This is a genomic window from Streptomyces sp. NPDC001514, assembly GCF_053597075.1.
The window spans coordinates 29,888-55,701 of record NZ_JBSFHO010000021.1; the positions used below are offsets into that span (position 1 = coordinate 29,888).

24 protein-coding genes and 1 pseudogene are annotated in these 25,814 nt (G+C 70.8%); 12 read left to right on the top strand and 13 right to left on the bottom strand.

Annotation, left to right across the window (positions count from 1 at the left end; genetic code table 11):
* Nucleotides 1-6 precede the first annotated feature (6 nt).
* Both ACWCXB_RS22215 and ACWCXB_RS22220 read right to left on the bottom strand, forming a co-directional pair.
* Nucleotides 7-495, bottom strand: a complete 489-nt coding sequence (locus ACWCXB_RS22215) for a cytochrome d ubiquinol oxidase subunit II (RefSeq protein WP_450725188.1) — start codon at nucleotides 493-495, stop codon at nucleotides 7-9.
* 207 nt (nucleotides 496-702) lie between these two features.
* Nucleotides 703-1,682 (bottom strand): annotated as a pseudogene (locus ACWCXB_RS22220) (SDR family NAD(P)-dependent oxidoreductase).
* A 247-nt stretch (nucleotides 1,683-1,929) separates the two neighbouring features.
* On the opposite strand from ACWCXB_RS22220, the gene recA reads away from it, so the two are divergent.
* Together recA and recX are read left to right on the top strand one after the other, a co-directional pair.
* Nucleotides 1,930-3,063 carry a recombinase RecA gene (gene recA / locus ACWCXB_RS22225; protein WP_450725189.1) on the top strand — a complete coding sequence of 378 codons (1,134 nt, stop codon included), beginning with the start codon at nucleotides 1,930-1,932 and terminating at the stop codon, nucleotides 3,061-3,063.
* Entirely contained in the window at nucleotides 3,060-3,653 is a 594-nt protein-coding gene (gene recX / locus ACWCXB_RS22230) for a recombination regulator RecX (protein WP_450725278.1), read from the top strand. Before recA ends, recX begins: the two co-directional genes overlap by 4 nt.
* 255 nt (nucleotides 3,654-3,908) lie before the next feature.
* Here the strand turns inward: recX and ACWCXB_RS22235 are convergent, their stop codons facing one another.
* The 8 genes from ACWCXB_RS22235 to ACWCXB_RS22270 all read right to left on the bottom strand — a co-directional run bounded on the left by ACWCXB_RS22235 (nucleotide 3,909) and on the right by ACWCXB_RS22270 (nucleotide 10,323).
* On the bottom strand, nucleotides 3,909-4,331 hold the full coding sequence (locus ACWCXB_RS22235) for a rhodanese-like domain-containing protein (RefSeq protein ID WP_450725190.1): 423 nt from the start codon (nucleotides 4,329-4,331) through the stop codon (nucleotides 3,909-3,911).
* Nucleotides 4,328-4,855 (bottom strand): cysteine dioxygenase, encoded by a 528-nt coding sequence (locus tag ACWCXB_RS22240; protein WP_450725191.1) that lies wholly within the window; start codon nucleotides 4,853-4,855, stop codon nucleotides 4,328-4,330. Before ACWCXB_RS22240 ends, ACWCXB_RS22235 begins: the two co-directional genes overlap by 4 nt.
* Before the next feature lie 113 nt (nucleotides 4,856-4,968).
* On the bottom strand, nucleotides 4,969-5,055 hold the full coding sequence (locus tag ACWCXB_RS22245; protein WP_311307652.1) for a putative leader peptide: 87 nt from the start codon (nucleotides 5,053-5,055) through the stop codon (nucleotides 4,969-4,971).
* 32 nt (nucleotides 5,056-5,087) lie between these two features.
* Entirely contained in the window at nucleotides 5,088-6,689 is a 1,602-nt protein-coding gene (locus tag ACWCXB_RS22250) for an FAD-dependent monooxygenase (RefSeq protein WP_450725192.1), read from the bottom strand.
* Nucleotides 6,690-6,906: 217 nt separating this feature from the next.
* The gene (locus tag ACWCXB_RS22255) at nucleotides 6,907-7,845 is read right to left on the bottom strand and encodes an amino acid ABC transporter permease (protein ID WP_450725193.1); all 939 of its coding nucleotides are present in this window, start codon (nucleotides 7,843-7,845) and stop codon (nucleotides 6,907-6,909) included.
* The gene (locus tag ACWCXB_RS22260; protein WP_385423449.1) at nucleotides 7,842-8,507 is read right to left on the bottom strand and encodes an amino acid ABC transporter permease; all 666 of its coding nucleotides are present in this window, start codon (nucleotides 8,505-8,507) and stop codon (nucleotides 7,842-7,844) included. Before ACWCXB_RS22260 ends, ACWCXB_RS22255 begins: the two co-directional genes overlap by 4 nt.
* Nucleotides 8,508-8,592: 85 nt before the next feature.
* A complete protein-coding gene (locus ACWCXB_RS22265; RefSeq protein WP_450725194.1) occupies nucleotides 8,593-9,441 on the bottom strand; it encodes a glutamate ABC transporter substrate-binding protein in 849 nt (282 codons plus the stop codon).
* Between the two features lie 96 nt (nucleotides 9,442-9,537).
* Nucleotides 9,538-10,323 carry an amino acid ABC transporter ATP-binding protein gene (locus ACWCXB_RS22270; RefSeq protein WP_450725195.1) on the bottom strand — a complete coding sequence of 262 codons (786 nt, stop codon included), beginning with the start codon at nucleotides 10,321-10,323 and terminating at the stop codon, nucleotides 9,538-9,540.
* Nucleotides 10,324-10,598: 275 nt separating this feature from the next.
* On the opposite strand from ACWCXB_RS22270, the gene ACWCXB_RS22275 reads away from it, so the two are divergent.
* Nucleotides 10,599-11,300 carry a response regulator transcription factor gene (locus ACWCXB_RS22275; protein WP_450725196.1) on the top strand — a complete coding sequence of 234 codons (702 nt, stop codon included), beginning with the start codon at nucleotides 10,599-10,601 and terminating at the stop codon, nucleotides 11,298-11,300.
* A 15-nt stretch (nucleotides 11,301-11,315) separates the two neighbouring features.
* Complete coding sequence (locus ACWCXB_RS22280; RefSeq protein ID WP_450725197.1) at nucleotides 11,316-12,746, top strand: sensor histidine kinase; 1,431 nt, start codon at nucleotides 11,316-11,318, stop codon at nucleotides 12,744-12,746.
* Nucleotides 12,747-12,916: 170 nt separating this feature from the next.
* On the opposite strand, the gene ACWCXB_RS22285 is transcribed toward ACWCXB_RS22280, so the two are convergent.
* On the bottom strand, nucleotides 12,917-13,927 hold the full coding sequence (locus ACWCXB_RS22285; RefSeq protein WP_450725198.1) for a TAXI family TRAP transporter solute-binding subunit: 1,011 nt from the start codon (nucleotides 13,925-13,927) through the stop codon (nucleotides 12,917-12,919).
* A gap of 240 nt (nucleotides 13,928-14,167) precedes the next feature.
* Here ACWCXB_RS22285 and miaB point away from each other — a divergent pair, with 240 nt between their 5' ends.
* Together miaB and ACWCXB_RS22295 are read left to right on the top strand one after the other, a co-directional pair.
* A complete protein-coding gene (gene miaB, locus ACWCXB_RS22290; protein WP_450725199.1) occupies nucleotides 14,168-15,688 on the top strand; it encodes a tRNA (N6-isopentenyl adenosine(37)-C2)-methylthiotransferase MiaB in 1,521 nt (506 codons plus the stop codon).
* 86 nt (nucleotides 15,689-15,774) lie between these two features.
* Nucleotides 15,775-16,527, top strand: a complete 753-nt coding sequence (locus ACWCXB_RS22295) for a class III extradiol dioxygenase subunit B-like domain-containing protein (RefSeq protein WP_450725200.1) — start codon at nucleotides 15,775-15,777, stop codon at nucleotides 16,525-16,527.
* Between the two features lie 195 nt (nucleotides 16,528-16,722).
* Here ACWCXB_RS22295 and ACWCXB_RS22300 read toward each other — a convergent pair whose 3' ends face one another.
* Together ACWCXB_RS22300 and ACWCXB_RS22305 are read right to left on the bottom strand one after the other, a co-directional pair.
* Nucleotides 16,723-16,989, bottom strand: a complete 267-nt coding sequence (locus tag ACWCXB_RS22300; RefSeq protein ID WP_450725201.1) for an antitoxin — start codon at nucleotides 16,987-16,989, stop codon at nucleotides 16,723-16,725.
* Between the two features lie 34 nt (nucleotides 16,990-17,023).
* The gene (locus ACWCXB_RS22305; RefSeq protein WP_450725202.1) at nucleotides 17,024-17,317 is read right to left on the bottom strand and encodes a hypothetical protein; all 294 of its coding nucleotides are present in this window, start codon (nucleotides 17,315-17,317) and stop codon (nucleotides 17,024-17,026) included.
* Nucleotides 17,318-17,499: 182 nt separating this feature from the next.
* On the opposite strand from ACWCXB_RS22305, the gene miaA reads away from it, so the two are divergent.
* From miaA to hflX, 6 genes are all read left to right on the top strand, one after another.
* Nucleotides 17,500-18,438 (top strand): tRNA (adenosine(37)-N6)-dimethylallyltransferase MiaA, encoded by a 939-nt coding sequence (gene miaA / locus ACWCXB_RS22310; RefSeq protein ID WP_450725203.1) that lies wholly within the window; start codon nucleotides 17,500-17,502, stop codon nucleotides 18,436-18,438.
* A 107-nt stretch (nucleotides 18,439-18,545) separates the two neighbouring features.
* Nucleotides 18,546-19,022, top strand: coding sequence for a hypothetical protein (locus ACWCXB_RS22315; RefSeq protein ID WP_450725279.1), 477 nt, complete (start codon nucleotides 18,546-18,548; stop codon nucleotides 19,020-19,022).
* 62 nt (nucleotides 19,023-19,084) lie between these two features.
* Nucleotides 19,085-19,987, top strand: coding sequence for a diaminopimelate epimerase (gene dapF, locus ACWCXB_RS22320; protein WP_450725204.1), 903 nt, complete (start codon nucleotides 19,085-19,087; stop codon nucleotides 19,985-19,987).
* Nucleotides 19,988-20,254: 267 nt separating this feature from the next.
* On the top strand, nucleotides 20,255-22,387 hold the full coding sequence (locus ACWCXB_RS22325) for a RelA/SpoT family protein (RefSeq protein ID WP_450725205.1): 2,133 nt from the start codon (nucleotides 20,255-20,257) through the stop codon (nucleotides 22,385-22,387).
* 164 nt (nucleotides 22,388-22,551) lie between these two features.
* On the top strand, nucleotides 22,552-24,015 hold the full coding sequence (locus tag ACWCXB_RS22330) for a M1 family metallopeptidase (protein WP_450725206.1): 1,464 nt from the start codon (nucleotides 22,552-22,554) through the stop codon (nucleotides 24,013-24,015).
* A 261-nt stretch (nucleotides 24,016-24,276) separates the two neighbouring features.
* The gene (gene hflX / locus ACWCXB_RS22335) at nucleotides 24,277-25,767 is read left to right on the top strand and encodes a GTPase HflX (RefSeq protein WP_450725207.1); all 1,491 of its coding nucleotides are present in this window, start codon (nucleotides 24,277-24,279) and stop codon (nucleotides 25,765-25,767) included.
* The last annotated feature ends 47 nt before the right edge of the window (nucleotides 25,768-25,814 follow it).

Genomic DNA, 25,814 nt, shown 5'->3' on the forward strand with positions numbered 1-25,814 from the left:
GCAGTCTCAGAGGTACGAGGGGCGGGTCACCCGGTGCCGGAACGTGCACCACGTCCAGGCCTGGGCAGCGATCAGCAGCGGAGTGACGACGAGCAGCGCGGGCACGAGCAGCGCGAGCGTCGCGCCGTCCGCGGCCGACGAGCCCAGCTCCAGCCCGCCCCCGGCGAACAGGGGCAGGGCGGCCATCAGCACCGAGGTAAGCGCGAACGACTTCCCGGGCCCGGTCCGCCCGACCAGCCGGCGGGCGCGTTCGTACGGCGCTCCGGTGAGCCGCATCGCGGCGAAGCCGAGCCCGTGCACGGCGAACAGCGCGGCGACCGCGGCCGCCGTGAGCACCGCAACGGGACCGGTGGCGAGCTCGCCGGGCCGCCCCGTGAACAGCGCAGCCAGGAGCCATCCCCAGGCCAGCGCGACCACCCAGCTCCCACACACCACGGCCGCGTCGCACACCGCGCGCCGGCCGCGCCCGCTGTGCCGGCCGTGCCCGCCACGCACGTCAGCGATGCCGGCCCGGCGGCTCCCGGGTCGGCCCGCCCCCCGGGCCCGGGCCGGGGGGGCGGGCCAGAGTCCGGATGGGGCCGACTGCCGCGCGGTCAGCGTCGTCCGTGCCGTCTCAGCTGTCGCAGCTGCACGCCGGTGGCAGTCCGAGCTGCCGGACATGGGGTTTGCGGCATCCGCCCGAGCAGGGGATCGGCACGACGTTCAGGACGTTGCCGCGAACGCGTCGACACCCGTGAGCTCGGCCGAAAGCCCCCACAGCCGCGCCGCCTGCGCGGGGTCGATCGCGTAGTTGCGTACCCCGCGGGTGAGCTCTCCCTCGCGATCGTCCTCGCCCGAAGGCTCCGCGATGTCGCAGTCCTCGCAGTAGACGCCGCCCAGGCCCGCCAGCTGTGGGGAGGTTGCGGCCCACGTCTGCGTCGCCGCACCCTGCTCCGGCGCCTTGAAGCTGGGGTCCGTCGGGTTGCCCTCCTCGTCGATCCAGCCCGCGGCGACCATCTCCTCCTTGGTCAGGTGACGTACCAGCTCGGTGATGATTTCGCCGGGATGAAGCGCGAACGCCCGCACTCCGAAGCCCCGGGCGAGCGCATCGAGATGTACGGCGAACAGCACGTTCGCCGTCTTCGACTGTCCGTACGCCTGCCACTTGTCGTAACCGTGCTCGAACTGGACGTCCTCCCAGCGGATGCGCGACAGGTGGTGGCCCCTGGAGGACACCGAGACGACTCGCGCACCGCCGTCGCGAGCGATCGCCGGCCAGAGACGGTTGACGAGCGCGTAGTGGCCGAGGTGGTTGATCGCGAACTGTGCCTCCCAGCCCGGGCCGACCCGTGTCTCGGGGCTGGCCATGATTCCGGCGTTGTTGATCACCAGGTCGACACTCCGCCCGGAGGTGATGAAGCGGTCGGCGAACCCGCGGACGCTTTCGAGGTCGGCGAGATCGAGTTCGTCGACCTCCACGCCGTCGATGCCCGCGACCGCCTCCTCGGCGACCGGGCGCCGCCGGGCGGGTACGACGACGCGGGCGCCTGCGCCGGCGAGTGCCCGCGTCGTCTCCAGTCCGAGGCCCGAGTAGCCCCGGTGACGATCGCGAGCTTTCCGGTGAGGTCGATCCCCCGCACAACCTCCTGTGTGGTGCTTCGGGCTCCGAAGCCCGATCCGATCTTGTGCTGAGGAGTTGTCATGCTTCGACGCTACGAATTGGAGCGCACTCGAAGGCAACTCGTGGCGCCGTGGCGTCGGCCCCGCACACGCAGTGGCGCGCTTGACATCAAAATCGAACATCCATTCTTATGGGGTTCCGGCCCTTGAAACTCCGGGGTTTGTCGCCGGGTTTTCCACAGGCAGGACGGACGTCGGGGCGCATTGTCAGTGGCAGGGGTTAGCGTCTTTGACGTGAAGCGATCGACTCAAGCAACCCGGGTGGAACCCATGGCAGGAACCGACCGCGAGAAGGCGCTCGACGCCGCGCTCGCACAGATTGAACGGCAATTCGGCAAGGGCGCCGTGATGCGCCTGGGCGAGCGGCCGAACGAGCCCATCGAGGTCATCCCCACCGGGTCGACCGCGCTCGACGTCGCCCTCGGCGTCGGCGGCCTGCCGCGCGGCCGCGTGGTGGAGGTGTACGGACCCGAGTCCTCCGGTAAGACGACCCTGACCCTGCACGCCGTGGCCAACGCACAGAAGGCCGGCGGCCAGGTCGCCTTCGTGGACGCCGAGCACGCCCTCGACCCCGAGTACGCGAAGAAGCTCGGCGTCGACATCGACAACCTGATCCTGTCCCAGCCCGACAACGGCGAGCAGGCGCTCGAGATCGTCGACATGCTGGTCCGCTCCGGCGCCCTCGACCTGATCGTCATCGACTCCGTCGCCGCGCTCGTGCCGCGCGCGGAGATCGAGGGCGAGATGGGCGACTCGCACGTGGGTCTCCAGGCCCGGCTGATGAGCCAGGCACTCCGGAAGATCACCAGCGCGCTCAACCAGTCGAAGACCACCGCGATCTTCATCAACCAGCTCCGCGAGAAGATCGGTGTGATGTTCGGCTCGCCGGAGACCACGACCGGTGGTCGCGCGCTCAAGTTCTACGCATCGGTGCGTATCGACATCCGCCGTATCGAGACCCTCAAGGACGGCACGGAGGCGGTCGGCAACCGCACCCGCTGCAAGGTCGTGAAGAACAAGGTGGCGCCGCCCTTCAAGCAGGCCGAGTTCGACATCCTGTACGGCCAGGGCATCAGCCGCGAGGGCGGGCTCATCGACATGGGCGTGGAGCACGGCTTCGTCCGCAAGGCCGGTGCCTGGTACACGTACGAGGGCGACCAGCTCGGCCAGGGCAAGGAGAACGCGCGGAACTTCCTGAAGGACAACCCCGACCTGGCCAACGAGATCGAGAAGAAGATCAAGGAGAAGCTGGGCGTCGGTGTCGCCCCGCAGGCTCCGTCGGCAGAGCCGGGCGCGGACGCGGCGGGCGCTGCAGCCTCGGCCGATGAGCCCGCGAAGTCCGTGCCCGCGTCCGCCGCGAAGGCCACCAAGGCCACCAAGGCGGCTGCCTCGGCCAAGAGCTGAGCCGATCCGTGACCCGGCGCACCGAATGGCCGGGCGACAGCTCCGACTCGTCGAGGGCCGAGAAGGAGTTGTCGCCCCAGGATCCGGCTGAGCGGGCGCAGGCGATCTGCCTGCGCCTGCTCACCGGGACCCCGCGCACGCGGAAGCAGCTCCGCGATGCGCTGCACAAACGGGACATCCCGGATGATGTCGCCGATGAGGTCCTGTCCCGTTTCGAGGACGTCGGCCTCATCGACGACGCGGCGTTCGCGGACGCCTGGGTGGAGTCCCGGCACCACGGGCGGGGCCTGGCCCGCCGCGCCCTCGCACGCGAGCTGCGCACCAAGGGCGTCGACTCGGCGCTGATCGACGAGGCGGTCGGTCAGCTCGACTCGGACCAGGAGGAGGCGACGGCCCGCGAGCTGGTCGCCCGCAAGCTCCGGACCACCCGCGGCCTCGACCGGGACCGCAGGCTGCGCCGCCTCGCGGGCATGCTCGCCCGCAAGGGATACCCGGAGGGCATGGCCCTGCGGGTGGTCCGCCAGGCGCTGGAGGAAGAGGGCGAGGACACAGACGGTCTGGGCGAGGGCCTGGACGACGGCCTGTACTGACCCGGTGCCCACCAGCACTGCTGTGCCTGCCCACTGGTACCGCTGTGCCCACTGGTGCCCACTGGTACCGCTGTACCACCAGCACCGCTGTGTTCGCGGCACCGCTGTGACCATCGGCACCGTGCCGGCCCGCGCTCGGGGCGGGCCTACGGGTGCGACTGCCCGCAGTACCGGGGCACCAACGGACCGGCGACCCCGGAGGGGACGGGGTGGGGGAAACCTCCACCCCGGGGACGCCGGTCCCGGTGCACCGAGTCAGAAGGACACGTGCGTCTGAGCCGCCGCTCCCGGCACCCGCACGGGCAGGCCCTCCGCTCGCCATGCCTGGAAGCCGCCCACCAGATCGGTTGCCCGGTGCAGCCCCAACTGCTTGAGCGAAGCGGCCGCGAGCGACGAGGCGTACCCCTCGTTGCAGATCACCACGACGTGCAGGTCGTGGCTCGTGGCCTCGGGCGCACGATGGCTGCCCTGCGGGTCCAGCCGCCACTCCAGTTCATTGCGCTCCACCACCAGCGCTCCGGGGATCAGCCCGTCCCGGTCGCGCAGCGCGGCATAGCGGATGTCCACCAGCAGCGCCCCGTCCGCCGCGGCGTCGAAGGCCTCGCGCGGCCCGACCCGGTCGAGGCCCTCCCGCACCTGCTCCAGCAACTCGTCGATACCCACAGGATGTTCGCTCACTGCCAGTCCTCCGGACGTTCGACCTGCTCAAGACGGAGCACCGCGCCGGACCGGCTGAAGCGTCGGATCAGCGGCAGCGGCGGATAGTAGGCATGCACCGAGACCGCGTGCGCGGTCTCCGACTCGTTCAGCACTTCGTGCACATGGTGCCGTCCGAACGCCCGCCCCTGGCCGGGGCCCAACTGCCGCTCGCGGTCCACCCCTTCGGCCAGCTCCAGGGTCTTCCAGCCGCTCGCCGGAAGCCGTACCGCGAGGGAGTTCTCCGTCAGCCGGCCGGTGGCCGTGGCGAACGCGCCGACCGACTCGGCGTGGTCGTGCCAGCCCGTTCCGGTGCCGGGAGGCCAGCTGATCAGCCAGGCCTCGCTGCCGCCCGGCCCTTCGAGCCGCACCCAGGTGCGGCCCTCCGGATCGAGCGGAAGGGAGCTGATCAGTTCGGGGTCGGCGGCGGTGCGCCGGACGAAGTCGAGAAGGTCGGCCGCGGTGGGCGCGGCCGTTTTCGTGCGTACGGGGACAGACTGAGGCACAAGAACCGTCCTGGAAGTTCGCTGAGGCGCACGCGGCCCGGCGTACGAAGAACGCGCACAAAAACGCGTACCAGAAAGACGAAGGCGGCCGCGCGGAAGGGAAGAAGGCGAAGTCAGCAGGACGGACGACACACGCAGCCCGCATAGCGGAGCAGGTCCATATGGACCCTCCGCCACAGGCGCACATCGGTGTCGGTCACGATTCGGAGTACACCATGTGCGCCCGCGTCGGTCAATTGATGTCCGCAGTCCGGTCGGCACCCACCGAGGAGGACTCGGGCGCGCCCCCGCGCACCGCGTCCGCCGCCGCGTACAGCTCGGCCGGGCGCACCCCGCCGAACGCCGCCACGAGATGACCGTCGGGCCGTACCAGCAGCACCGTGTGCGCCGAAGCCCCGGGGTAGCCCTCGGTGACCAGCAGCTCGGCCCCTACCGGCAGTGCCTCGACGGCCGAGGCCAGCCGCGGCATCACGCCCGCGCTCACCCAGTGCCGCCGGTCCCACACCCCCGTGCCGGGCGCCACGAGCACCACCAGCAGCCGGCCACGCCCCAGCCGGTCCCGGAGCCTTACGGTCGTGCCGTCCGGTGCCGTGACCCGGACGTCGTCGACCGGTGCTCCGAACGGGGTACCGACCGCGGTGTGCGCTTCGGCGTGTTGGGGCGCGAGAGGGGAGTGCGGGTACGAAGGGGGCGCGCCCAGCGGCCCGAGCCCCAGGTGCCCGTCGGTCAGCAGGGTGTCGTGCCCGCGCCCCGCACCCGGCAGATAGGTCCGCAGCCCACCGCTGCCCCGCAGTATCGGCAGCGACTGATCGGCGGCGCGCAACCGCGCGGCGACAGCGGTGCGCCGCTCGGCCTGATAGCTGTCCAGCAGCGTCTCCGAAGCGCCGTGATGCCAGGCCTGCGCCAGCTTCCAGGCCAGGTTGTCGGCGTCGCGCAGCCCTTCGTCGAGCCCCTGCGTACCGACCGCGCCGAGGAGATGGGCCGCGTCCCCGGCGAGAAAGGCCCGGTCCACGCGCCAACGCCGGGCGAGCCGGTGGTGCAGGGTGTAGACACCCGTGTCGATGAGCTCGTACTGCGGTGGCCCGTCGCACCAGCCGGACAGCGTGTCGCGCACCCGGGACACCAGCGCGTCCGGTGTCACCAGCTCGCCCCGGGCGGGCAGCAACCAGTCGAGCCGCCAGGCGTCGTCCAGCAGCGGCCGGGCCGTCACCTCTTCGCCGCCCGAGCGCCACGGCGGCATCCGGTGCAGCACCGCCTCGTCCGGCCACGGCAGCTCGGTGCGGAGAGCGGCCACGGCATGGCGCTCCACGGCGGTACGCCCAGGAAAACGGACACCCAGCAGCTTCCGCACGGTCGACCGTGCCCCGTCGCAGCCGACCAGATAACTCCCGCGCCACCAGGTCGCCTCGGGCCCGCGCGTGTGCGCGGTGACCCCGCTGCCGTCCTGCTCCAGCGCGTCCAGCCGGCTGTGCGTGGCGACCTGCACGAGGTCGTCGGCGGCGATGGCGTCGCGCAGCCCGCGCAACAGGGCGTGCTGCGGAATGTGCACCGGGGCCGGCATCTCCTCCCCGCCGAGCTCCAGCACGCGCATCTCCTGCTTGCGCCGAAGCGAGCGCCAGCCGATCCAGCGGGCGCCCTCGTCACGGATCGTGGCGCAACCGAGCCGCTCCATCAGGGCCGCGGTGTCGGCACGCAGCACGACCGTGCGGGCGGGGCGCGGTTCGTCCTTCCCCGCCCCCTCGTCGAGCACGACGGAAGGAACACCCTGCGCAGCGAGGGCGAGCGACAGCGCGAGCCCGACGGGCCCCGCGCCGACGACGATCACCGGGTCCACGGCGCTGCTCCTGAGGCCCGCGGGGACAGAGCGAACAGTGGGAATGGGCTGGGCGAAGCCCGGTGCGCGATCACAGAACGTATGCAACCCACTGCCGGTGCCCCCGTCAAGCGACGGGGGCGGCAGCGCGTTCGCGCCGCCGCCCCCGTGGAGCCTTCGCTCGTGGAGCCTCTGCTCGGGCGGAGCTTTCGGCCACGTGCGGTCGGATGACGTGCGGTCAGCTGGCGCCGCCTCCGGCGCCGGACTTGAAGTCGCCCTGCGTCGAGATGCCGTCGCCGGGAGGCCCGACCGTCTCCAGGCCGCCCCCGGGCCCGGCGTGGACCACCGCGCCCGTGCTCTTCTTCCCGCGCCGGAGCTTCTTCTCCAGCCAGCTCGCGACCGAGGTGAGGGCGAAGTTCAGGGCCACGAAGATGACGGCGACGACGGTGAAGCTGGCGATGGTGTTCGCGCCGTAGTTCGCGCTCATCGGACGGACCGATGCGAGCAGTTCGGAGAAGGTGAGCATCGCGCCGCCGAGCGCGGTGTCCTTCACGATGACCACCATCTGGCTGACGATCGCCGGGAGCATGGCGGTCACCGACTGCGGCAGCAGCACGTACCGCATCGTCTGGCCCTTGCGCATACCGATCGCCTTGGCCGCGTCGGTCTGCCCCCTGGGCAGCGACAGGATGCCGGCCCGGACGATCTCGGCGAGCACCGAGGCGTTGTAGAGCACCAGGCCGGTGACGACCGCGTACAACGGCCGCACATCACTGCTGATGTCGGTGAAGTCCGAGTACGCCTGGTTGGCGAACAGCATCAGGATCAGCACCGGGATCGCGCGGAAGAACTCCACGACGGTGCCGGCGACGCCCCGGACCCACCGGTGGTCGGAGAGCCGGGCGATACCGAAGAACGCGCCCAGCGGCAGCGCGATGACCAGCGAGAGGCTCGCAGCGATCAGGGTGTTCTGCAGACCCGGCCAGATGTACGTCGTGTACGGCTGGGAACTCGTGAAGAACGGCTCCCACTTGATCCAGTCGAGCTGGCCCTTGGCGTTCAGGCTGTCGTACACCCACCACAGCACACCGGCGAGGGCGATCGTGAACAGCACCGTGTAGAGGATGTTGCGCCGCTTGGCGCGGGTCCCCTGGGCGTCGTAGAGAACGGAACTCATCGCTTCACCGCCACCTTCTTGCTCACCCAGCCGAGGACCAGTCCGGTCGGCAGCGTGAGGCAGATGAACCCGAACGCGAAGACAGCGACGATCGGGATGAGGGCGGCGTACTCCTCGATCCAGCCCTTCATGAGGTACGCGGCCTCGGCGACGCCGATGGCCGACGCCACGGTCGTGTTCTTCGTCAGTGCGATCAGCACGTTCGCCAGGGGATTGACCACCGAGCGGAAGGCCTGCGGGAGGATGATGAGCCGCAGCACCTGCGTGAAGCTGAGGCCGAGCGCACGCGCGGCCTCAGCCTGCCCGACCGGCACCGTGTTGATGCCGGACCGCAGTGCCTCGCACACGAACGCGGCGGTGTAAGCGATCAGACCGAGCACCGCGAGCCGGAAGTTGATCACCTTGAAGTCGTCTGCGCCGAGGGTGACACCGAGCGTCTGGAACAGGCCCAGCGAGGTGAAGACGATGACGACGGTGAGCGGGATGTTACGCACGACGTTCACGTACGCGGTACCGAAACCCCGCATCAGCGGGATCGGACTGACCCGCATGCCGGCCAGCAGCGTTCCCCATATCAGGGAACCGAGGGCCGAGTAGACGGTGAGCTTCACCGTCACCCAGAAGGCCCCCAGTAGGGCGTTCATATCAAGAAAGTCGAACACGATCTCCCGCGCTTCCGCGTATGCGTGTGGGAAGGACCCGGCGCGCCGCCGCCGTCAGCGGCGGCGCGCCTCACAGGCCCCGCGGTCACTTGACGATGTTGCCGATCTTCGGCGCGGGCTCGCTCTTGTAGCCGGCCGGGCCGAAGTGGGCGTCCACGGCCTTCTGCCAGGAGCCGTCGGAGACCATCTTCTCCAGCGCCTTGTTGATCTTGTCCTTGAGCTCGGTGTCGCCCTTCTTCAGGCCGATGCCGTAGTTCTCGTTGCTCATCTTGAAGCCGGCGAGCTTGAACTTGCCCTTGAACGCCTCCTGCGCGGCGTAGCCGGCGAGGATGGAGTCGTCCGTGGTCAGGGCGTCGACGACCTTGTTCTCCAGGCCGGTGAGGCACTCGGAGTAGCCACCGAACTCCTGCAGCTGAGCCTGCGGAGCGAGCTTCTCCTTGACGTTCGTCGCCGAGGTCGAGCCGGTGACCGAGCAGAGCTTCTTCTTGTTCAGGTCCTCGGGCTTGGTGATGGTGTTGTCGTCGGCGCGGACCAGGATGTCCTGGTGGGCCAGCAGGTACGGGCCCGCGAAGTCGACCTTCGCCAGACGCTTGTCGTTGATCGAGTAGGAGGCGGCGATGAACTTGACGTCGCCGCGCTCGATCGCGGTCTCGCGGTCGGCGCTCTTCGTCTCCTTGAAGACGATGTCGCCCTCTTCGTAGCCGAGCTCCTTGGCGACGTACTTGGCGACGTCGACGTCGAAGCCGACGTACTTGCCGTCCGGGGTCTTCAGGCCGATGCCCGGCTGGTCGATCTTGATACCGATCGTGATCTTGCCGCCGCCGCCCGTGGAACCGCCGGCGGAGTCGTCCTTCTTGCCGGAGCCGCACGCGGTGACGGTCAGGGCGAGCGCGACGGCGGCTGCTGCGGCGGCGGAGGCCTTGCGGAGCTTCATGGTGAACTTCCCTTGGTTAGACGTGATGTGGGCGATCAGCAGAACCCTGTCCAGGGCCAACGATGCCCAGGACGGGCCGGGTTCAAAGGGCCCGCTTCAGTGGTGCAGGATCTTCGAAAGGAAGTCCTTCGCCCGGTCGCTGCGCGGGTTGCTGAAGAACTGGTCGGGCGTGGCCTCTTCGACGATCTTGCCGTCCGCCATGAACACGACCCGATTGGCGGCCGAGCGCGCGAAGCCCATCTCGTGCGTGACGACGACCATGGTCATGCCGTCGCGCGCCAGCTGCTGCATGACCTCGAGTACCTCGTTGATCATCTCGGGGTCGAGGGCGGAGGTGGGCTCGTCGAAGAGCATCACCTTGGGACCCATCGCCAACGCCCGGGCGATCGCGACGCGTTGCTGCTGACCGCCGGAGAGCTGCGCCGGGTACTTGTCGGCCTGGGAGCCGACGCCCACCCGGTCGAGCAGTGCGCGCGCCTTCTCCTCGGCGGCCTTCTTGTCCGTCCTGCGGACCTTGAGCTGGCCCAGCATGACGTTCTCCAGCACGGTCTTGTGCGCGAAGAGGTTGAACGACTGGAAGACCATGCCCACATCGGCACGCAGCCGGGCGAGCTCCTTGCCCTCCTGGGGCAGCGGCTTGCCGTCGATCGTGATGACGCCGGAGTCGATCGTCTCCAGCCGGTTGATGGTGCGGCACAGCGTGGACTTGCCGGACCCGGAGGGCCCGATCACGACGACGACCTCGCCGCGCGCGATCGTCAGGTCGATGTCCTGGAGCACATGCAGCGCGCCGAAGTGCTTGTTGACGTTGTTCAGTACGACCAGGTCGGCCGCCGCCGGTACGGCATCCTCCGTGCCCTTGGTCACTGATACTCCGCTCATCGGCTTCTTGCTCCGTCCTCCTCGATTGGGAGGACCCTAAGCACGCGGTGCTACCAGCGTCAGTACATCTGAGCTGAAATTGAGCATAACGATCCGGCTGCAACCGGACACACTGGGTGAACAGGGCGGCTCTCGCCGTACCGGGTGGGTAACGGAAGCCCCGGTGTAACGAGATGCCTCTTGACTGACCGGGCGGCCATCGGCGTTCATGCCCTGTACACACGCAAGAGCTAGGCCCTGATCGACCAACAGGACCCGAAGCCCGGAGGGGGGCCATGAGACTGCTGCTCGTCGAGGACGACGACCATGTCGCCGCGGCCCTGTCCGCGGTGCTCGCCAGGCACGGTTTCTCCGTGACGCACGCCCGTAACGGCGAGGAGGCGCTGCAGGCCGTCCTGCCGGCGGCCGCCGAGGGCAAACCGCCGTTCGGCGTCATCCTGCTCGACCTCGGACTGCCCGACCAGGACGGCTACCAGGTCTGCGGAAAGATACGGAAGCTCACCCCGACCCCGGTGATCATGGTCACCGCGCGCTCGGACGTACGGTCGCGGATCCACGGACTGAACCTCGGCGCCGACGACTATGTGGTCAAGCCGTACGATACGGGCGAATTGCTCGCCCGTATCCATGCCGTCAGCCGGCGCACCGGGCCCGGTGAGGACGCGGCTCCAGCCGCCGACAGCGCCCTCAGGCTGGGTCCGGTCACCATCGAACTCGCCACCCGCCGCGTCAGCGTCGAGGGCGCGGCCGTCCAGCTGACCCGCAAGGAGTTCGACCTGCTCGCGCTGCTCGCCCAGCGCCCCGGTGTGGTCTTCCGCCGGGAGCAGATCATCAGTGAGGTGTGGCGCACGAGCTGGGAAGGCACCGGCCGGACGCTCGAAGTGCACGTCGCGTCGCTGCGCTCCAAACTCCGGATGCCCGCCCTGATCGAGACCGTGCGCGGCGTCGGCTACCGCCTGGTCGCGCCCGCCGCGTAAGGGCGGCACCTTCCGTTGCGTACCCGCCTTCTTCCGCTCCTCATCGTCCTCATGGCGGGCGTGCTGCTCGCGCTCGGCTTTCCGCTCGCCGTGAGTCTCGCCGCCGCCGAACAGCAGGGTGTCGTCGTGGACCGGCTGGACGACACCGCGCGGTTCGCGGCGCAGGCCCAGTTCGTCACCGACGGGGTCCCCGGCCAGGACGAACGGCGCGAAATGCTCGAAGAGGAACTGAGCCGCTACCACGATGTGTACGGGATGCGGACCGGTGTCTTCTACCGCAGCGACGCGGCCATGGCCCGCGCACCCGAGTACTGGGAGGTCCCGGAGGAGGGCGAGGGCCGCCGGGCGTTCCAGGAAGCGCTGCTGGGCCGCCGCAGTCACGACCCGCCCCAGGTGTGGCCCTGGCAGGAGGGCGCCAGGCTCGTCGTCGCCTCGCCCGTGGTACGGGACGGTGACGTCGTCGCGGTCGTCGTCACCGACTCGCCCACCGGACAGCTGCGTTCACAGATCCTCACCGGATGGCTGCTCATCGCCGCCGGCGAGTCCGCGGCGATGCTGCTCGCGGTCGGCGCGGCGGTGCGGCTCACCGGCTGGGTGCTGCGGCCCGTACGCGTCCTGGACGCCGCCACCCACGACATCGCGACCGGACGGCTGAACTCGCGCGTCGCCGCCGCCGGCGGGCCTCCGGAGCTGCGGAGACTGGCCCGTTCGTTCAACGAGATGGCGGACAACGTCGAAGAGGTGCTGGAGCAGCAGCGCGCCTTCGTCGCCGACGCCTCCCACCAGCTGCGCAACCCGCTCGCGGCCCTGCTGCTGCGGATCGAGCTTCTCGCGCTGGAGCTCCCCGAGGGGAACGAGGAGATCGCCTCCGTGCGCACCGAGGGCAAGCGCCTCGCCCAGGTCCTCGACGATCTGCTGGACCTGGCGCTGGCCGAGCACGCCTCCGCGGACCTCCGGCTCACCGACATCGGCGCGCTCGCCGCCGAGCGGGTCGCCGCCTGGCGTCCGCTCGCCGACGAGAAGGGCGTACAGCTCACCGGTCGGGGCCCGGCGGTCACGGCCTGGGCGGACCCCGTCGCACTCTCCAGTGCCCTCGATGCCGTGATCGACAACGCGCTGAAGTTCACACCCGGGGGAGAGGAGGTCACCGTCGCGGTCTCCGCGGACGGCGAGGCCTCCACGATCGTGATCACCGACCGGGGCCCCGGGCTGACGGACGAGGAGCTGGGCCGTGTCGGCGACCGCTTCTGGCGCAGCAACCGCCATCAGAACGTGAAGGGCTCGGGCCTCGGCCTTTCCATCACCCGCGCTTTGCTCTCGGCCGCCGGGGGCTCGATCTCGTACGCGCACGCCGAACCGCAAGGGCTGTGCGTGACGATCACGCTCCCGCGTACGTCCCCGGTGGGGCGTCTTCCCGAAGATCCCGCCGAGGCACCCGCGGCGTGACCCGGGACCGCGGGTTGAACGGCTCCTACGGGTCGGTCCGACCGGCCCGCGGCTGTGCCGGGCCGGCGGCTCGGCGGGCCTGCGGCCGGCCTGGGTCTTCGGGGGGCTCGCTCTTCGGAGGGTCTGGGCATTCGGCCGGCCGGGCCCAACGGCCGTGCCGAAGCGGCGGGCTATGGCTTGGCCGAGCGGAAGTACCGCCGCGCGCCCTCGTGCAGGGGAAGCGGGTCCGTGTAGATCGCCGTCCGCAGATCCACGAGCTGCGCCGGGTGCACCTCCCGTCCGATCCGGTCCCGGCTGTTGATCACGGTGCGGGTGAGGCGCTCGGTCAGCTCCGAATCCGCGTCGGTCGTGGTGACCAGCAGATTCGCGACGGCGACGGTCTCCACCGGAGCGGCACCGCCCGCCATGTTCGGGTAGGCGTCGGCGGGCACCACTGCCGAGCGGTAGTAGCGCGTCGCCGCGCCCCCCTCGTCATGGAGCCGGTCGATCAGGTCGTCGTCCAGCGGGAGCAGACCGATGGGGAAGCGCTCGGACAGTGTCTGTACGGCGCTGGTGGGCAGCCCGCCCGACCAGAAGAAGGCGTCCAGCTCGCCCCGCTCCAGCAGGTCCGGCATGGTGTCGATCCCGGCGGAGACCGGAGTGATGTCCTTGGCGGGGTCCAGGCCCGCAGCGTTCAGCACGCGCTCGGCGATCAGCCGGACACCAGATCCCGCCTGGCCGACGCCGACCCGCTTGCCGCGCAGATCGGCCGGGGTCCGCGCCGACGAGCTCTGCGGGACCACGAGCTGTACGTAGTCGTCGTACAGCCGGGCGCAGCCGCGCAGCCGGTTCGCGCCGGGCCTGACGTCCCGCTGGTACTTCGCCACCGCGTCGGCTGTGGCGATGGTGAAGTCGGCCTCGCCGCTCGCGACCCGGGCGAGGTTCTGCTGGGAGCCCTCGCTGGTCCGCAGATCCACCGAGACCCGGGGCAGATCGCGCGCGAGCGTGCCCTCCAGGAGCTCGCCGTACCGCTGGTAGACGCCGGTCTTCACACCCGTGCTGAAGATGAGCCGCCCGCTCGGAGAGCTCTCCCCGACGGGGAGCAGCCACCACAGCAGCAGCCCGCACACCACGGCGAGCACGGCGGACCCCTGGAGGGCGCGGCGGCGGCGTCGGGTGAGGCGGGGGAGTGCGGGGGACATGGCCGCGATCCTGCCAGCTCACTCCTGGTGATGGCCAGGCCCCCCTTGCCGGAGGCCATACGGTGCAACGTTCAACCGTCTGCGGCGTCCGGGACGGCGAGCTCACCTGGTCCATCGAGGCCCCGGAAGGCCCGGGCGGGGAGCCCGCGACCGAACGGTCCTGACGCCGGATCCCCGCCGCCCGATGCCGCCGCCCGGCTCGGGGACAGAGCTCCGCCGACGCCCCCTTACCCTGGAGGAATGACCAGCAGCGACCGGAGCGAAGCAGTGGACGTCAAGGGAACATACGAGGTGCGCACCTACGGGTGCCAGATGAACGTCCACGACTCCGAGCGGCTCTCGGGCCTGCTGGAGGATGCCGGTTATGTGCGTGCGCCCGAAGGCACCGGCGAGGGCGAGGCCGACGTCATCGTCTTCAACACCTGCGCGGTGCGGGAGAACGCCGACAACAGGCTGTACGGCAACCTCGGCCGGCTCGCCCCGATGAAGGCAGCCCGCCCGGGGATGCAGATCGCCGTCGGCGGCTGTCTGGCCCAGAAGGACCGCGACACCATCGTCAAGAAGGCACCCTGGGTCGACGTCGTCTTCGGTACGCACAACATCGGCAAGCTGCCGGTCCTGCTGGAGCGCGCCCGCGTCCTCGAAGAGGCACAGGTCGAGATCGCCGAGTCGCTCGAGGCCTTCCCCTCCACGCTGCCGACGCGCCGCGAGTCCGCCTACGCCGCCTGGGTCTCCATCTCCGTCGGCTGCAACAACACCTGTACGTTCTGCATCGTCCCCGCCCTGCGCGGCAAGGAGAAGGACCGCCGGCCCGGCGACATCCTCGCCGAGGTCGAGGCGCTCGTCGCCGAGGGCGTCTCCGAGATCACCCTGCTCGGCCAGAACGTCAATGCGTACGGCTCCGACATCGGCGACCGCGAGGCGTTCAGCAAGCTGCTGCGGGCCTGCGGGAAGATCGAGGGTCTGGAGCGGGTCCGCTTCACCTCGCCGCACCCGCGCGACTTCACGGACGACGTGATCGCGGCGATGGCGGAGACCCCGAACGTGATGCCGCAGCTGCACATGCCGCTCCAGTCCGGCTCGGACACGGTGCTCAGGGCGATGCGCCGCTCGTACCGGCAGGACCGTTACCTCGGCATCATCGAGAAGGTCCGCGCCGCGATTCCGCACGCCGCGATCTCGACCGACATCATCGTGGGCTTCCCCGGCGAGACCGAGGAGGACTTCGAGCAGACCCTGCACGTCGTGCGCGAGGCACGGTTCGCGCAGGCCTTCACCTTCCAGTACTCCAAGCGGCCCGGAACCCCGGCCGCCGAGATGGAGGGGCAGATCCCCAAGGAGATCGTCCAGGCACGCTACGAGCGGCTGGTCGCGCTTCAGGAGGAGATCTCCTGGGAGGAGAACAAGAAGCAGGTCGGCCGGACCCTGGAGGTCATGGTCGCGGAGGGCGAGGGCCGCAAGGACGGCGCCACCCACCGCCTGTCGGGCCGCGCCCCCGACAACCGCCTCGTGCACTTCACCAAGCCCGATACCGAGGTGCGTCCCGGCGACGTCGTCATCGTCGAGATCACCTACGCGGCGCCGCACCACCTGCTGGCCGAGGGCCCGACGACGACGGTACGGCGCACCCGTGCCGGCGACGCGTGGGAGAAGCGCAACGCCGCTCCGGCCCAGCCGGCGGGCGTCATGCTGGGCATCCCGACGATCGGCGTCCCGGCGCCGCTCCCGGCCGCGACGGGCGGCTGCTCGGCGGTCGGCTGACCGCGGCGTAGCCGCTCCCTGATCCGGTCCGATCCACCCGATCCAGCCGATCCACAAGACAGGCCCCCAGCCACTAGGCTGCGATCATGCTCGTCGCCGCCGCCGTCTGCCCCAGCCCTCCGCTCCTCGTGCCCGACGTGGCCTCCGGCGCCGCACCCGAGCTCGACGCCGCCAGGACCGCGTGCGCGGATGCGCTGAGCGTGCTCGCCGCGTCGCGGCCGGACCGGCTGGTCGTGGTCGGCCCGGCCGACGGCGACGAGCAGGGCTCGTATCCCCAGGGTGCACGGGGCTCTTTCAAGGGCTTCGGGGTCGATGTCGGGGTACGTCTCGGGGAGCCCGGTTCTGGGGAACCCGGCTCCAAGGCGCCCGGCGCGCCCGGCTCCGGGGCGGCCGAGCGCCCGCTTCCCGCGTCGCTCGCCGTCGCCGCCTGGCTGCTCGAACGGGTGCGCTGGGCCGATGCCCCGGTCGAGGGCCTCGGCGTCGACCAGGAGCTGGCTGCGGAGCGCTGCGCGGAGACCGGCCGTGAGCTCGCCGCCCTGGCGCCGCGCGTCGCGCTGCTGGTCATGGGCGACGGAAGCGCCTGCCGCACCCTGAAGGCGCCCGGCTATCTGGACGAGCGTGCCGCCGCCTTCGACGCCGGGGCGGCCCGGGCCCTGGGCGCGGCGGACACCGCGGCGCTCAAGGCGCTGGATGGCTCACTTGCGTACGAACTGAAGGTGGCGGGCCGCGCTCCCTGGCAGGTGCTCGCGGGCGCCGCCGAGGGCACGGATCTGGCGGGGCAGCTGCTGTACGAGGACGCTCCGTACGGCGTCGGCTACTTCGTGGCCGCCTGGTCCTGAGAGCCTGCCGGTGTGAGCAGGCCGTCGTACTGCTGACAGTCCACGGCCCAGGAGGACCAGTGGTCAGTGGCCACTGACCACTGACCACTGACCACTGACCACTGACCGCGAACGGCGGACGGCCGCGAAGCCCTTCGCTCCGCGGCCGTCCGCCGTTGCTCCGCCCACGCCTCGTCGCGTCGGCGCGGCACTGTCTCAGGAGGCCGGGGGCATCGTCCCCTCGTCCTTCCGCTCGGTGCCTTCGTCCCTGTGGGCGAGACGGTCCAGTGCCTCCTTGGCCTTGCCGGTGCCCGACTCGATCTTGTCGCTGTACTTGCCTTTGGTCCGGTGGTCGACCTTCTGCGCCGCCTTCTCCAGACCGTGCTCGAACTTCTCGATCTTGTCCCCGTGCTGGTGCGCGAAGTCGGAGACCTTGTCCTTGGCGGGGGCGAGCTTGGTTTTCAGCGTGTCCAGGAAGCCCATGGGTCACCTTCGCTCGTGGGATCTCTCGTGGGATCTACTTCCGGGCGCCCTCTCCGGCCTCGTTGTCCGCGGCCTCCTCGGCGGACTGCTGCTTCGGAATCTCCACGCTCTCCGAGGCGGGTGCCCCCGCCTCCTCGGACGCGGAAACCGAAGCGACCGCTGCCGCCTCGGGCGCCTCCGCGGACGCCGCCCCGGAATCGGACCCGGTGTCGGCCGCAGCCTCGCCCTCGGAACCGGATTCGGCCGTCAGAGTGCCGGCCGAGCCCTCCTCGGTTGACGCCTCGGCAGTTCCCTTGCCATTCCGGCGAAACCTTGCAAAAACGCCCATATCTGCTCCATAGCGTACTCGTGTGGGCGAAATTCCGCCCCGCCCGGAGCGTCCCATTGCGCCGCCCGGGGGCGCCGGTTCGGAAACCGGCGGCAGGAACCTCGCAACAGGCAACGACCCCAGGCGTATGCCGTCACGTAGCTCGTTCGGGGACGGCCCGCGCGGTTTGCGAGACTGGGGAAGTGAGAAGTGCAGCCCCCGCACCGCGGGTCATCGCCGTCGTCGGTCCCACTGCGGCCGGAAAGTCCGATCTGGGAGTCCATCTGGCCCAGCAGCTCGGCGGCGAGGTGGTCAACGCCGACTCGATGCAGCTTTACCGCGGGATGGACATCGGCACCGCCAAACTGACCCCGCAGGAGCGCGAGGGCATCCCGCACCACCTCCTCGACATCTGGGACGTCACGGAGACGGCGAGCGTCGCCGAGTACCAGAAGCTGGCCCGGGCGGAGATCGACCGGCTGCTCGCCGAGGGGCGCACTCCCGTCCTCGTCGGCGGCTCCGGGCTGTACGTACGCGGAGCGATCGACGCCCTCGAGTTCCCCGGCACCGACCCCGAGGTGCGCGCGCGCCTGGAGGCCGAGCTGGAGGAGCGCGGCTCCGGAGCCCTGCACGCACGGCTCGCCGCCGCGGACCCCGACGCGGCCCGCGCGATCCTCCCCAGCAACGGCCGCCGCATCGTCCGCGCCCTGGAGGTCATCGAGATCACCGGCAAGCCCTTCACCGCGAACCTCCCCGGCCATGACGCCGTGTACGACACCGTCCAGATCGGCGTCGACGTCGAGCGCCCCGAGCTCGACGAGCGCATCGCCCTGCGCGTGGACCGCATGTGGGAGGCGGGGCTCGTCGACGAGGTGCGCGCCCTGGAGGCGCAGGGGCTGCGCGAGGGGCGCACGGCGTCCCGTGCGCTCGGCTACCAGCAGGTGCTCGCGGCGCTCGCGGGGGAGTGCACCGAGGACGAGGCGCGCGCCGAGACCGTACGCGCCACCAAACGCTTCGCGCGCCGTCAGGACTCGTGGTTCCGCCGCGACCCGCGCGTCCACTGGCTGAGCGGGGCCGTCGCCGACCGCCCGGAACTGCCGGGGCGTGCCCTGGCGTTGGTCGAACGAGCGGTCACAGCCTGATCACGTGATGGCATCGGGACGCCCAGCCCGTCATTCCGGCGGCCGGGGCCATGCCATCATCAAGCATCGATCCACCAGTGGAGTCCGAGTTGGGAGGGCGCGTGGCGATGGAGGCCGGCCCTCGCGAAAGAGATCAGGAAGCACGGCAGGACGCACCGCGTCTGAGCCCGGACGGTCCTGACGACGCTCTGGACGTCACGCTGGACCTGCCCCTGGACGACGCCGAGACCGGGGTCGTGATCGGCGAGGAGGTCGAGGTCGAGCTCCGGCCGCAGCGCCGACTGAGGATCTGGCAGCTCGCCCCCATCGTGGGACTCGCGGCCGTCGGCTCGCTCATGTTCGCGTTCCCCCTCGCCTTCGGCTCGGGGGACGGGGGCGCGGTCGTCGCCATGCTCGGACTGCTGATCAGCAGCTGCGCCGCCGGCTGGGGCATGATGGCCGCCCGCCGGGTCGGCCACACCTGGCCGGGACTGCCCGCGCGCGGCTCGGGCGAACGGCCCGACTGGCGCGTGATCGCGCTGTACGTCGTCGTCGTGGGCGCGCTGGTCGCACTCGCGGTGTGGCGGGTCGCCCGGCTCCGCTGAGTGCCGGACCCGGCGATCGCCCGGCCCCGCGGGGTGTCGGAGCCGCCCCGTACGATGGGGAAGTGACCATCTCCAAGACCTCGCCGATCGCCTTCCTCAAGGGCCACGGGACCGAGAACGACTTCGTGATCGTCCCGGACCCGGACAATGCGATCGAGCTGCCCGCATCCGTCGTCGCCACGCTCTGCGACCGTCGCGCGGGTATCGGCGGGGACGGCCTGCTGCACGTCGTGCGCTCCGCCGCCCACCCCGAGGCGCGCTCCCAGGCCGGCGAGGCCGAATGGTTCATGGACTACCGGAACGCGGACGGCTCGATCGCCGAGATGTGCGGCAACGGCGTGCGGGTGTTCGCCGGTTATCTGCAGCACGCCGGCCTGGTCGACGCGGGCGATCTCGCGGTCGCCACGCGCGGCGGTGTGAAGCGGGTGCACATCGACAAGGCTGTGTCCGACAGCGGCTCCACCGCGGGCGACATCACGGTCTTCATGGGCCGCGCCGTCCTCCCCGAGGACGGCGTCACGGTCAGCGTCGGCGGCCGCAGCTGGCCCGCCCGCAATGTGAACATGGGCAATCCGCACGCGGTCGCTTTCGTCGAGGATCTGGACCACGCGGGCGACCTGCGATCCGTGCCGGCCTACTCCCCGGCCGAGGTGTATCCCGAAGGGGTGAACGTCGAGTTCGTCGTCGACCGCGGCCCGCGTCATGTCGCCATGCGTGTGCACGAGCGCGGCTCCGGCGAGACCCGTTCGTGCGGCACGGGCGCCTGCGCCGTCGCCGTCGCGGCGGCGCGCAGGGACGGCGCCGACCCGGCCGTCACCGGGGTCCCGGTGACGTACACGGTGGATCTTCCCGGCGGGCGCCTGGTGATCACCGAGCACCCCGACGGCGAGATCGAGATGACCGGCCCGGCCAGGATCGTCGCCGAGGGGTGGATCGCCCCCGGCCTGATCGACCAGGCCCGATGAGCCCGGCCTGATCGACCGGGCCCGATGAACCCGGCCTGATCGGCCCTGCATGATGGGCGGGAGCGGGTCCGGTCCGACTGCGCGAAGCGGCCCGGACGCGTCGGACAGCCAAACGGCAGTCGCATAGGGCTTCGCTCGAATGGGTGATCCGGTTCACGCTGAGCGAGAGGCGGACTCCGCCACGTGGTGGGCTCGGTAGCATCAAGCACCGGCCCGGAGGGCAAGCCTGCTCCTCCCACCGCCGGTCGACGCTGCCGGAGGTGCCCCATGAGTGCAGAGGCCACCAACCCTGATGCGCCCAGTCGCCGGCGCGGCCGCCCGAGGATCGACCTCCGTCGGCTGGGCCGGGCCGCGCTGCTCGGTCCTGCGGCAAGGGACCGGCTCCCCGACGCGATCGGCCACGTCGCGGAGGCGCACCGCGCCCACCACCCCGACGCCGATCTCGCCATCCTGCACCGGGCGTACGTCCTCGCCGAGTCCTCGCACCGTGGCCAGTTCCGCAAGAGTGGCGAGCCGTACATCACGCATCCGCTCGCCGTGACCCTCATCCTGGCCGAACTGGGCGCAGAGACCACGACATTGACGGCATCACTGCTCCACGACACCGTCGAGGACACCGAGGTGACGCTCGATCAGGTACGAACCGAGTTCGGCGCCGAGGTCTGCTACCTCGTCGACGGCGTCACCAAACTCGAGAAGGTCGACTACGGGGCCGCGGCCGAACCCGAGACCTTCCGCAAGATGCTCGTCGCCACCGGCAACGACGTCCGGGTCATGTCGATCAAGCTGGCCGACCGGCTGCACAACATGCGCACGCTCGGCGTGATGCGCCCCGAGAAACAGGCCCGCATCGCCAAGGTGACCAGGGACGTGCTCATCCCGCTCGCCGAACGGCTCGGCGTGCAGGCCCTCAAGACCGAGCTGGAGGATCTGGTCTTCGCGATCCTCCACCCCGAGGAGTACGAACGGACGCGTGCGCTCATCGCGGAGAACGCCGACGCGGCCGACGCGCTCGCAGCCATCGCCGAGAGCGTACGGACCGTGCTGCGGGAAGCCGGGATCCAGGCCGAAGTCCTCATCCGGCCCCGCCACTTCGTCTCCGTGCACCGCGTCCGGCTCAAGCGCGGCGAGCTGCGCGGGACGGACTTCGGACGGCTGCTCGTCCTCGTCGGTGAGGACGCCGACTGCTATGCGGTCCTCGGCGAACTGCACACCTGCTTCACCCCGCTGATCTCGGAGTTCAAGGACTTCATCGCCGCCCCCAAGTTCAACCTCTACCAATCGCTGCACACCGCTGTCGCCGGACCCGACGGCGCCGTGGCCGAAGTCCTCATCCGGACCCACCAGATGCACAAGGTCGCCGAGGCGGGCGTGATCGCCCTCGGAAATCCGTACGCGGCGACGGACGGCCCCGAGGCGGACGGCCCCGACCTGGGCGAGGCCCGGCGCTCGGAACAGCCGGAGCACGCCGACGGCGAGCGCGCAGACCCGACCCGGCCCGGCTGGCTCTCCCGGCTGCTGGAATGGCAGGAATCCGCCCCCGACCCCGACACCTTCTGGACCTCGCTGCAGGCGGACCTCGCCGAGGACCGCGAGATCACCGTCTTCCGCGCCGACGGCGGCACGCTCGGCCTCCCCGCCGGGGCGAGCTGCGTGGACGCCGCGTACGCGCAGTACGGCGAGGAGGCGCACGCCTGTATCGGCGCCCGCGTCAACGGCAGACTCGCCACGCTCAGCACCCAGCTGGGCGACGGCGACACGGTGCAACTGCTGCTCGCCCACGACGCCGCATCGGGTCCGTCACCCGAATGGCTCGACCACGCCCGTACGCCCGCCGCACGGATCGCCATCAGCAGCTGGCTGGCCGAGCACCCGGAAGGTGCGAAGCCGCCCGCCGCCGCGCCCCGTGCGCCCATGGCCACGGCCGTCAGCGCAGGCCGCCGCGCCGCCGCGAACGCGGTGACCGACCTGCCGGGCGCGACCGTACGTCTCGCGGGCTGCTGCACTCCCGTACCGCCCGACGCGGTCACCGGCTTCGCGGTGCGCGGCGGTGCTGTCACCGTGCACCGCGTGGGGTGTCCGGCCGTGGCCCGGATGCAGGGACTGGGGCGGGCGCCCATCGGTGTGCGCTGGGGCGAGGCGGCCGAGTGCCGGGTCACGCTCATCGCCGAATCGTTCGGGCGGCCGCGGCTGCTCGCGGATCTCACCGAAGTCATCGCGACGGCGGGCGCGGCGATCGTCGCTGCCACGGTGGAGCCGCCGAGCGAGCAGCGCGTACGGCACACGTACACCCTGCAGCTCCCGGACGCGGCCGGGCTTCCCGGGCTGATGCGGGCGATGCGCGACGTGGCCGGGGTGTACGACGTGAGCCGTGCGCAGCATCCGGCGGGCACGACCTGATCCGCGGCGCGGACGCCTGTCGCGGAATCCGCGGACGGACGCCCCGTCGCGGATGTTCCCTCGCGGATGCCCTGCCGCGGTCGGCCGCTGCCGCCGGGACCCGTTCGGGTGGGCGCGGAGCGCGCCGTCGACGTACAGGATCATCGCACTGGTAGCGGTGGTGCATGCTGCTCACCTCTCGACGCCTGCGAGCCGCCCTGCTCGCCGCCGCCTCGGTCACCCTGGTGGCCGCCGCACTGCCCGCGCCCGAACCCGTACCTCTCGGCATCGGCGATCCGCTCTACCCGCACCTCGGTAATCCGGGGTACGACGTCCTCACGTACGACATCGCGTTCACCTACCACGGCTCGAACAGCAAGCCCCTGGATGCCGTCACGAAGATCGACGCGCGGGCGACCGAGCGCCTGGAGCGGATCAACCTCGACTTCACCCGCGGCACAGTGCGGACGGTCGAAGTGAACGGCCGCAGTGCCGAGTTCGCGACCGCCGGTGAGGACCTCGTGATCGCGCCCGCAGGCGGCGCGGTCGCGGCAGGTGCACCGCTGAGGATCACCATCACCCACACGAGCGACCCGAAGGGCAAGGCGGGCGACGGCGGTTGGGTCCGCACCGCCGACGGGCTGGCGATGGCGAACCAGGCCGATGCCGCCCACCGCGTCTTCCCCTGCAACGACCATCCGGCCGACAAGGCCTACTTCACATTCCGCATCACGGCCCCGGCCGAGTTGACGGCCGTGGCCAACGGACTGTTCGAGGCGAAGGCCCGGGCCGGTGCGACCGCGACCTGGCTCTACCGCACCCGGCACCCGATGGCGACCGAGCTCGCCCAGGTCAGCATCGGCAAGTCGTCCGTCGTCCACCGCCAGGGCCCGCACGGGCTGCCCGTACGGGACGTCGTACCGACGGCCGACCGCGACAGCCTCGAACCCTGGCTCAAGAAGACACCCGCGCACATCGAGTGGATGGAGGGCAAGGTCGGGCGCTACCCCTTCGAGACGTACGGTGTGCTGATCGCCGCTGCCGACACCGGCTTCGAGCTGGAGACACAGACGCTCTCGCTCTTCGAGCGGTCGCTCTTCACACGCCCCGAGATCCCCAAGTGGTACGTCGACTCGATCATGGTCCACGAGCTGGCTCATCAGTGGTTCGGGAACAGCGTCACGCCGGGCGGCTGGTCGGATCTCTGGCTCAACGAGGGACACGCCACCTGGTACCAGGCCCTGTACGCGGAGGAGTACGGGGAGGAGTCCCTGGAGCAGCGGATGCGCTATGCGTACACGCACTCGGACGACTGGCGTGCGGCGGGCGGGCCGCCCGCGGCTCCGAAGCCGGCGGAGCCGGGCCAGCAGATCGGACTGTTCCGGCCGGTGGTCTACGACGGCAGTGCGCTGGTGCTGTACGCGCTCCGGCAGGAGATCGGGAAGAGTGCCTTCGAGATGCTGGAGCGGCTCTGGGTCGCCGAGCACAGGGACGGGACGGCGACGACGGCGGACTTCACGAAGCTCGCATCGAAGGTCGCCAAGCGTGACCTGTCCGCGTTCTTCAACGAGTGGCTGTACGGGAAGAAGACCCCGCAGATGCCGGGGCACGCCGACTGGCGCAGCGTGGCACCGAAGGCCAGGCGGTAACCGGGGCACCGGGGCACCGGCGACCTGGTGGCCCGGCGGCGAAACCGGGCCCGAGGGTCGACCGGGGGCCGGTGGGTAAAACCGGGGTGACGGCCGTGGTGGCACCGTGCGACCATCGACACATCGGGCGGTGCCGCCGGGCCGTTGTCCTGTCGGGCCGTGGCCTCTGCCGGAGTCTCTCGGGAATCTTTCCGGTCCGTCACGCGTTGTGACGGGCGTACCGTACTTTCCGTACCGTATTTCCATCGACGTAAGGATCCAATGACCTCCTCTTCATCCCCTTCCAAGAACGCGCAGAGCTTCGCGGACACGAACCGCACCGAGAGCCTTCGGGCCGATGCCCTGATGGAAGAGGACGTCGCCTGGAGCTACGAGATCGACGGAGAGCGGGACGGCGATCAGTTCGATCGCACCGAGCGTGCCGCACTGCGGCGTGTGGCGGGCCTCTCCACCGAGCTCGAGGACATCACCGAGGTCGAGTACCGGCAGCTGCGCCTGGAGCGCGTGGTGCTGGTCGGCGTCTGGACCTCGGGGACCGTGCAGGACGCGGAGAACTCCCTCGCGGAGCTCGCCGCGCTCGCGGAGACGGCAGGTGCCCTTGTGCTCGACGGCGTCATCCAGCGCCGTGACAAGCCGGACCCGGCCACGTACATCGGCTCGGGCAAGGCGCAGGAGCTGCGCGACATCGTGCTCGAGAGCGGGGCCGACACCGTGATCTGCGACGGTGAGCTCGGCCCTGGCCAGCTGATCCAGCTCGAGGACGTCGTCAAGGTCAAGGTGGTCGACCGTACCGCCCTGATCCTCGACATCTTCGCCCAGCACGCCAAGTCCCGAGAGGGCAAGGCGCAGGTGGCGCTGGCACAGATGCAGTACATGCTGCCCCGACTGCGGGGCTGGGGTCAGTCGCTGTCCCGGCAGATGGGTGGCGGTAGCGGTGGCATGGCCACCCGAGGCCCCGGTGAGACCAAGATCGAGACGGACCGGCGACGGATCCGCGAGAAGATGGCGAAGATGCGCCGGGAGATCGCGGAGATGAAGACGGGCCGCGAGATCAAGCGGCAGGAGCGCCGGCGGAACAAGGTCCCGTCGGTCGCGATCGCCGGGTACACCAACGCAGGCAAGTCGTCGCTGCTCAACCGCCTCACCGGCGCCGGCGTCCTGGTGGAGAACGCGCTGTTCGCCACCCTGGACCCGACCGTGCGCCGGGCCGAGACCCCGAGCGGCAGGCTCTACACGCTGGCGGACACCGTCGGATTCGTCCGGCATCTGCCGCACCACCTGGTCGAGGCGTTCCGCTCCACCATGGAGGAGGTCGGCGAGTCCGATCTGATCCTGCACGTGGTGGACGGCTCGCACCCGGCTCCGGAGGAGCAGCTCGCTGCCGTGCGCGAGGTGATCCGCGACGTCGGCGCGCTGGACGTGCCCGAGATCGTGGTCATCAACAAGGCGGACGCGGCCGATCCGCTGGTGCTGCAGCGTCTGCTGCGGATCGAGCGGCACGCGATCGCCGTATCGGCCCGGACGGGCCGGGGCATCGACGAGCTGCTTGCGGTGATCGACGCCGAACTGCCGCGTCCCGAGGTCGAGATCGAGGCCCTCGTGCCGTACACGCACGGCGCGCTCGTCTCACGGGTGCACGCCGACGGGGAGGTGCTCTCCGAGGAGCACACCTCCGAGGGCACGCTGCTCAAGGCGCGCGTCCATGAGGAACTGGCCGCGGCGCTCGGACCGTACGTGCCGGCGACCCGCTGACCGGCCACTGATCCGCCGTTGGCCGGGCGCCGACCGGCGCCGTGGGA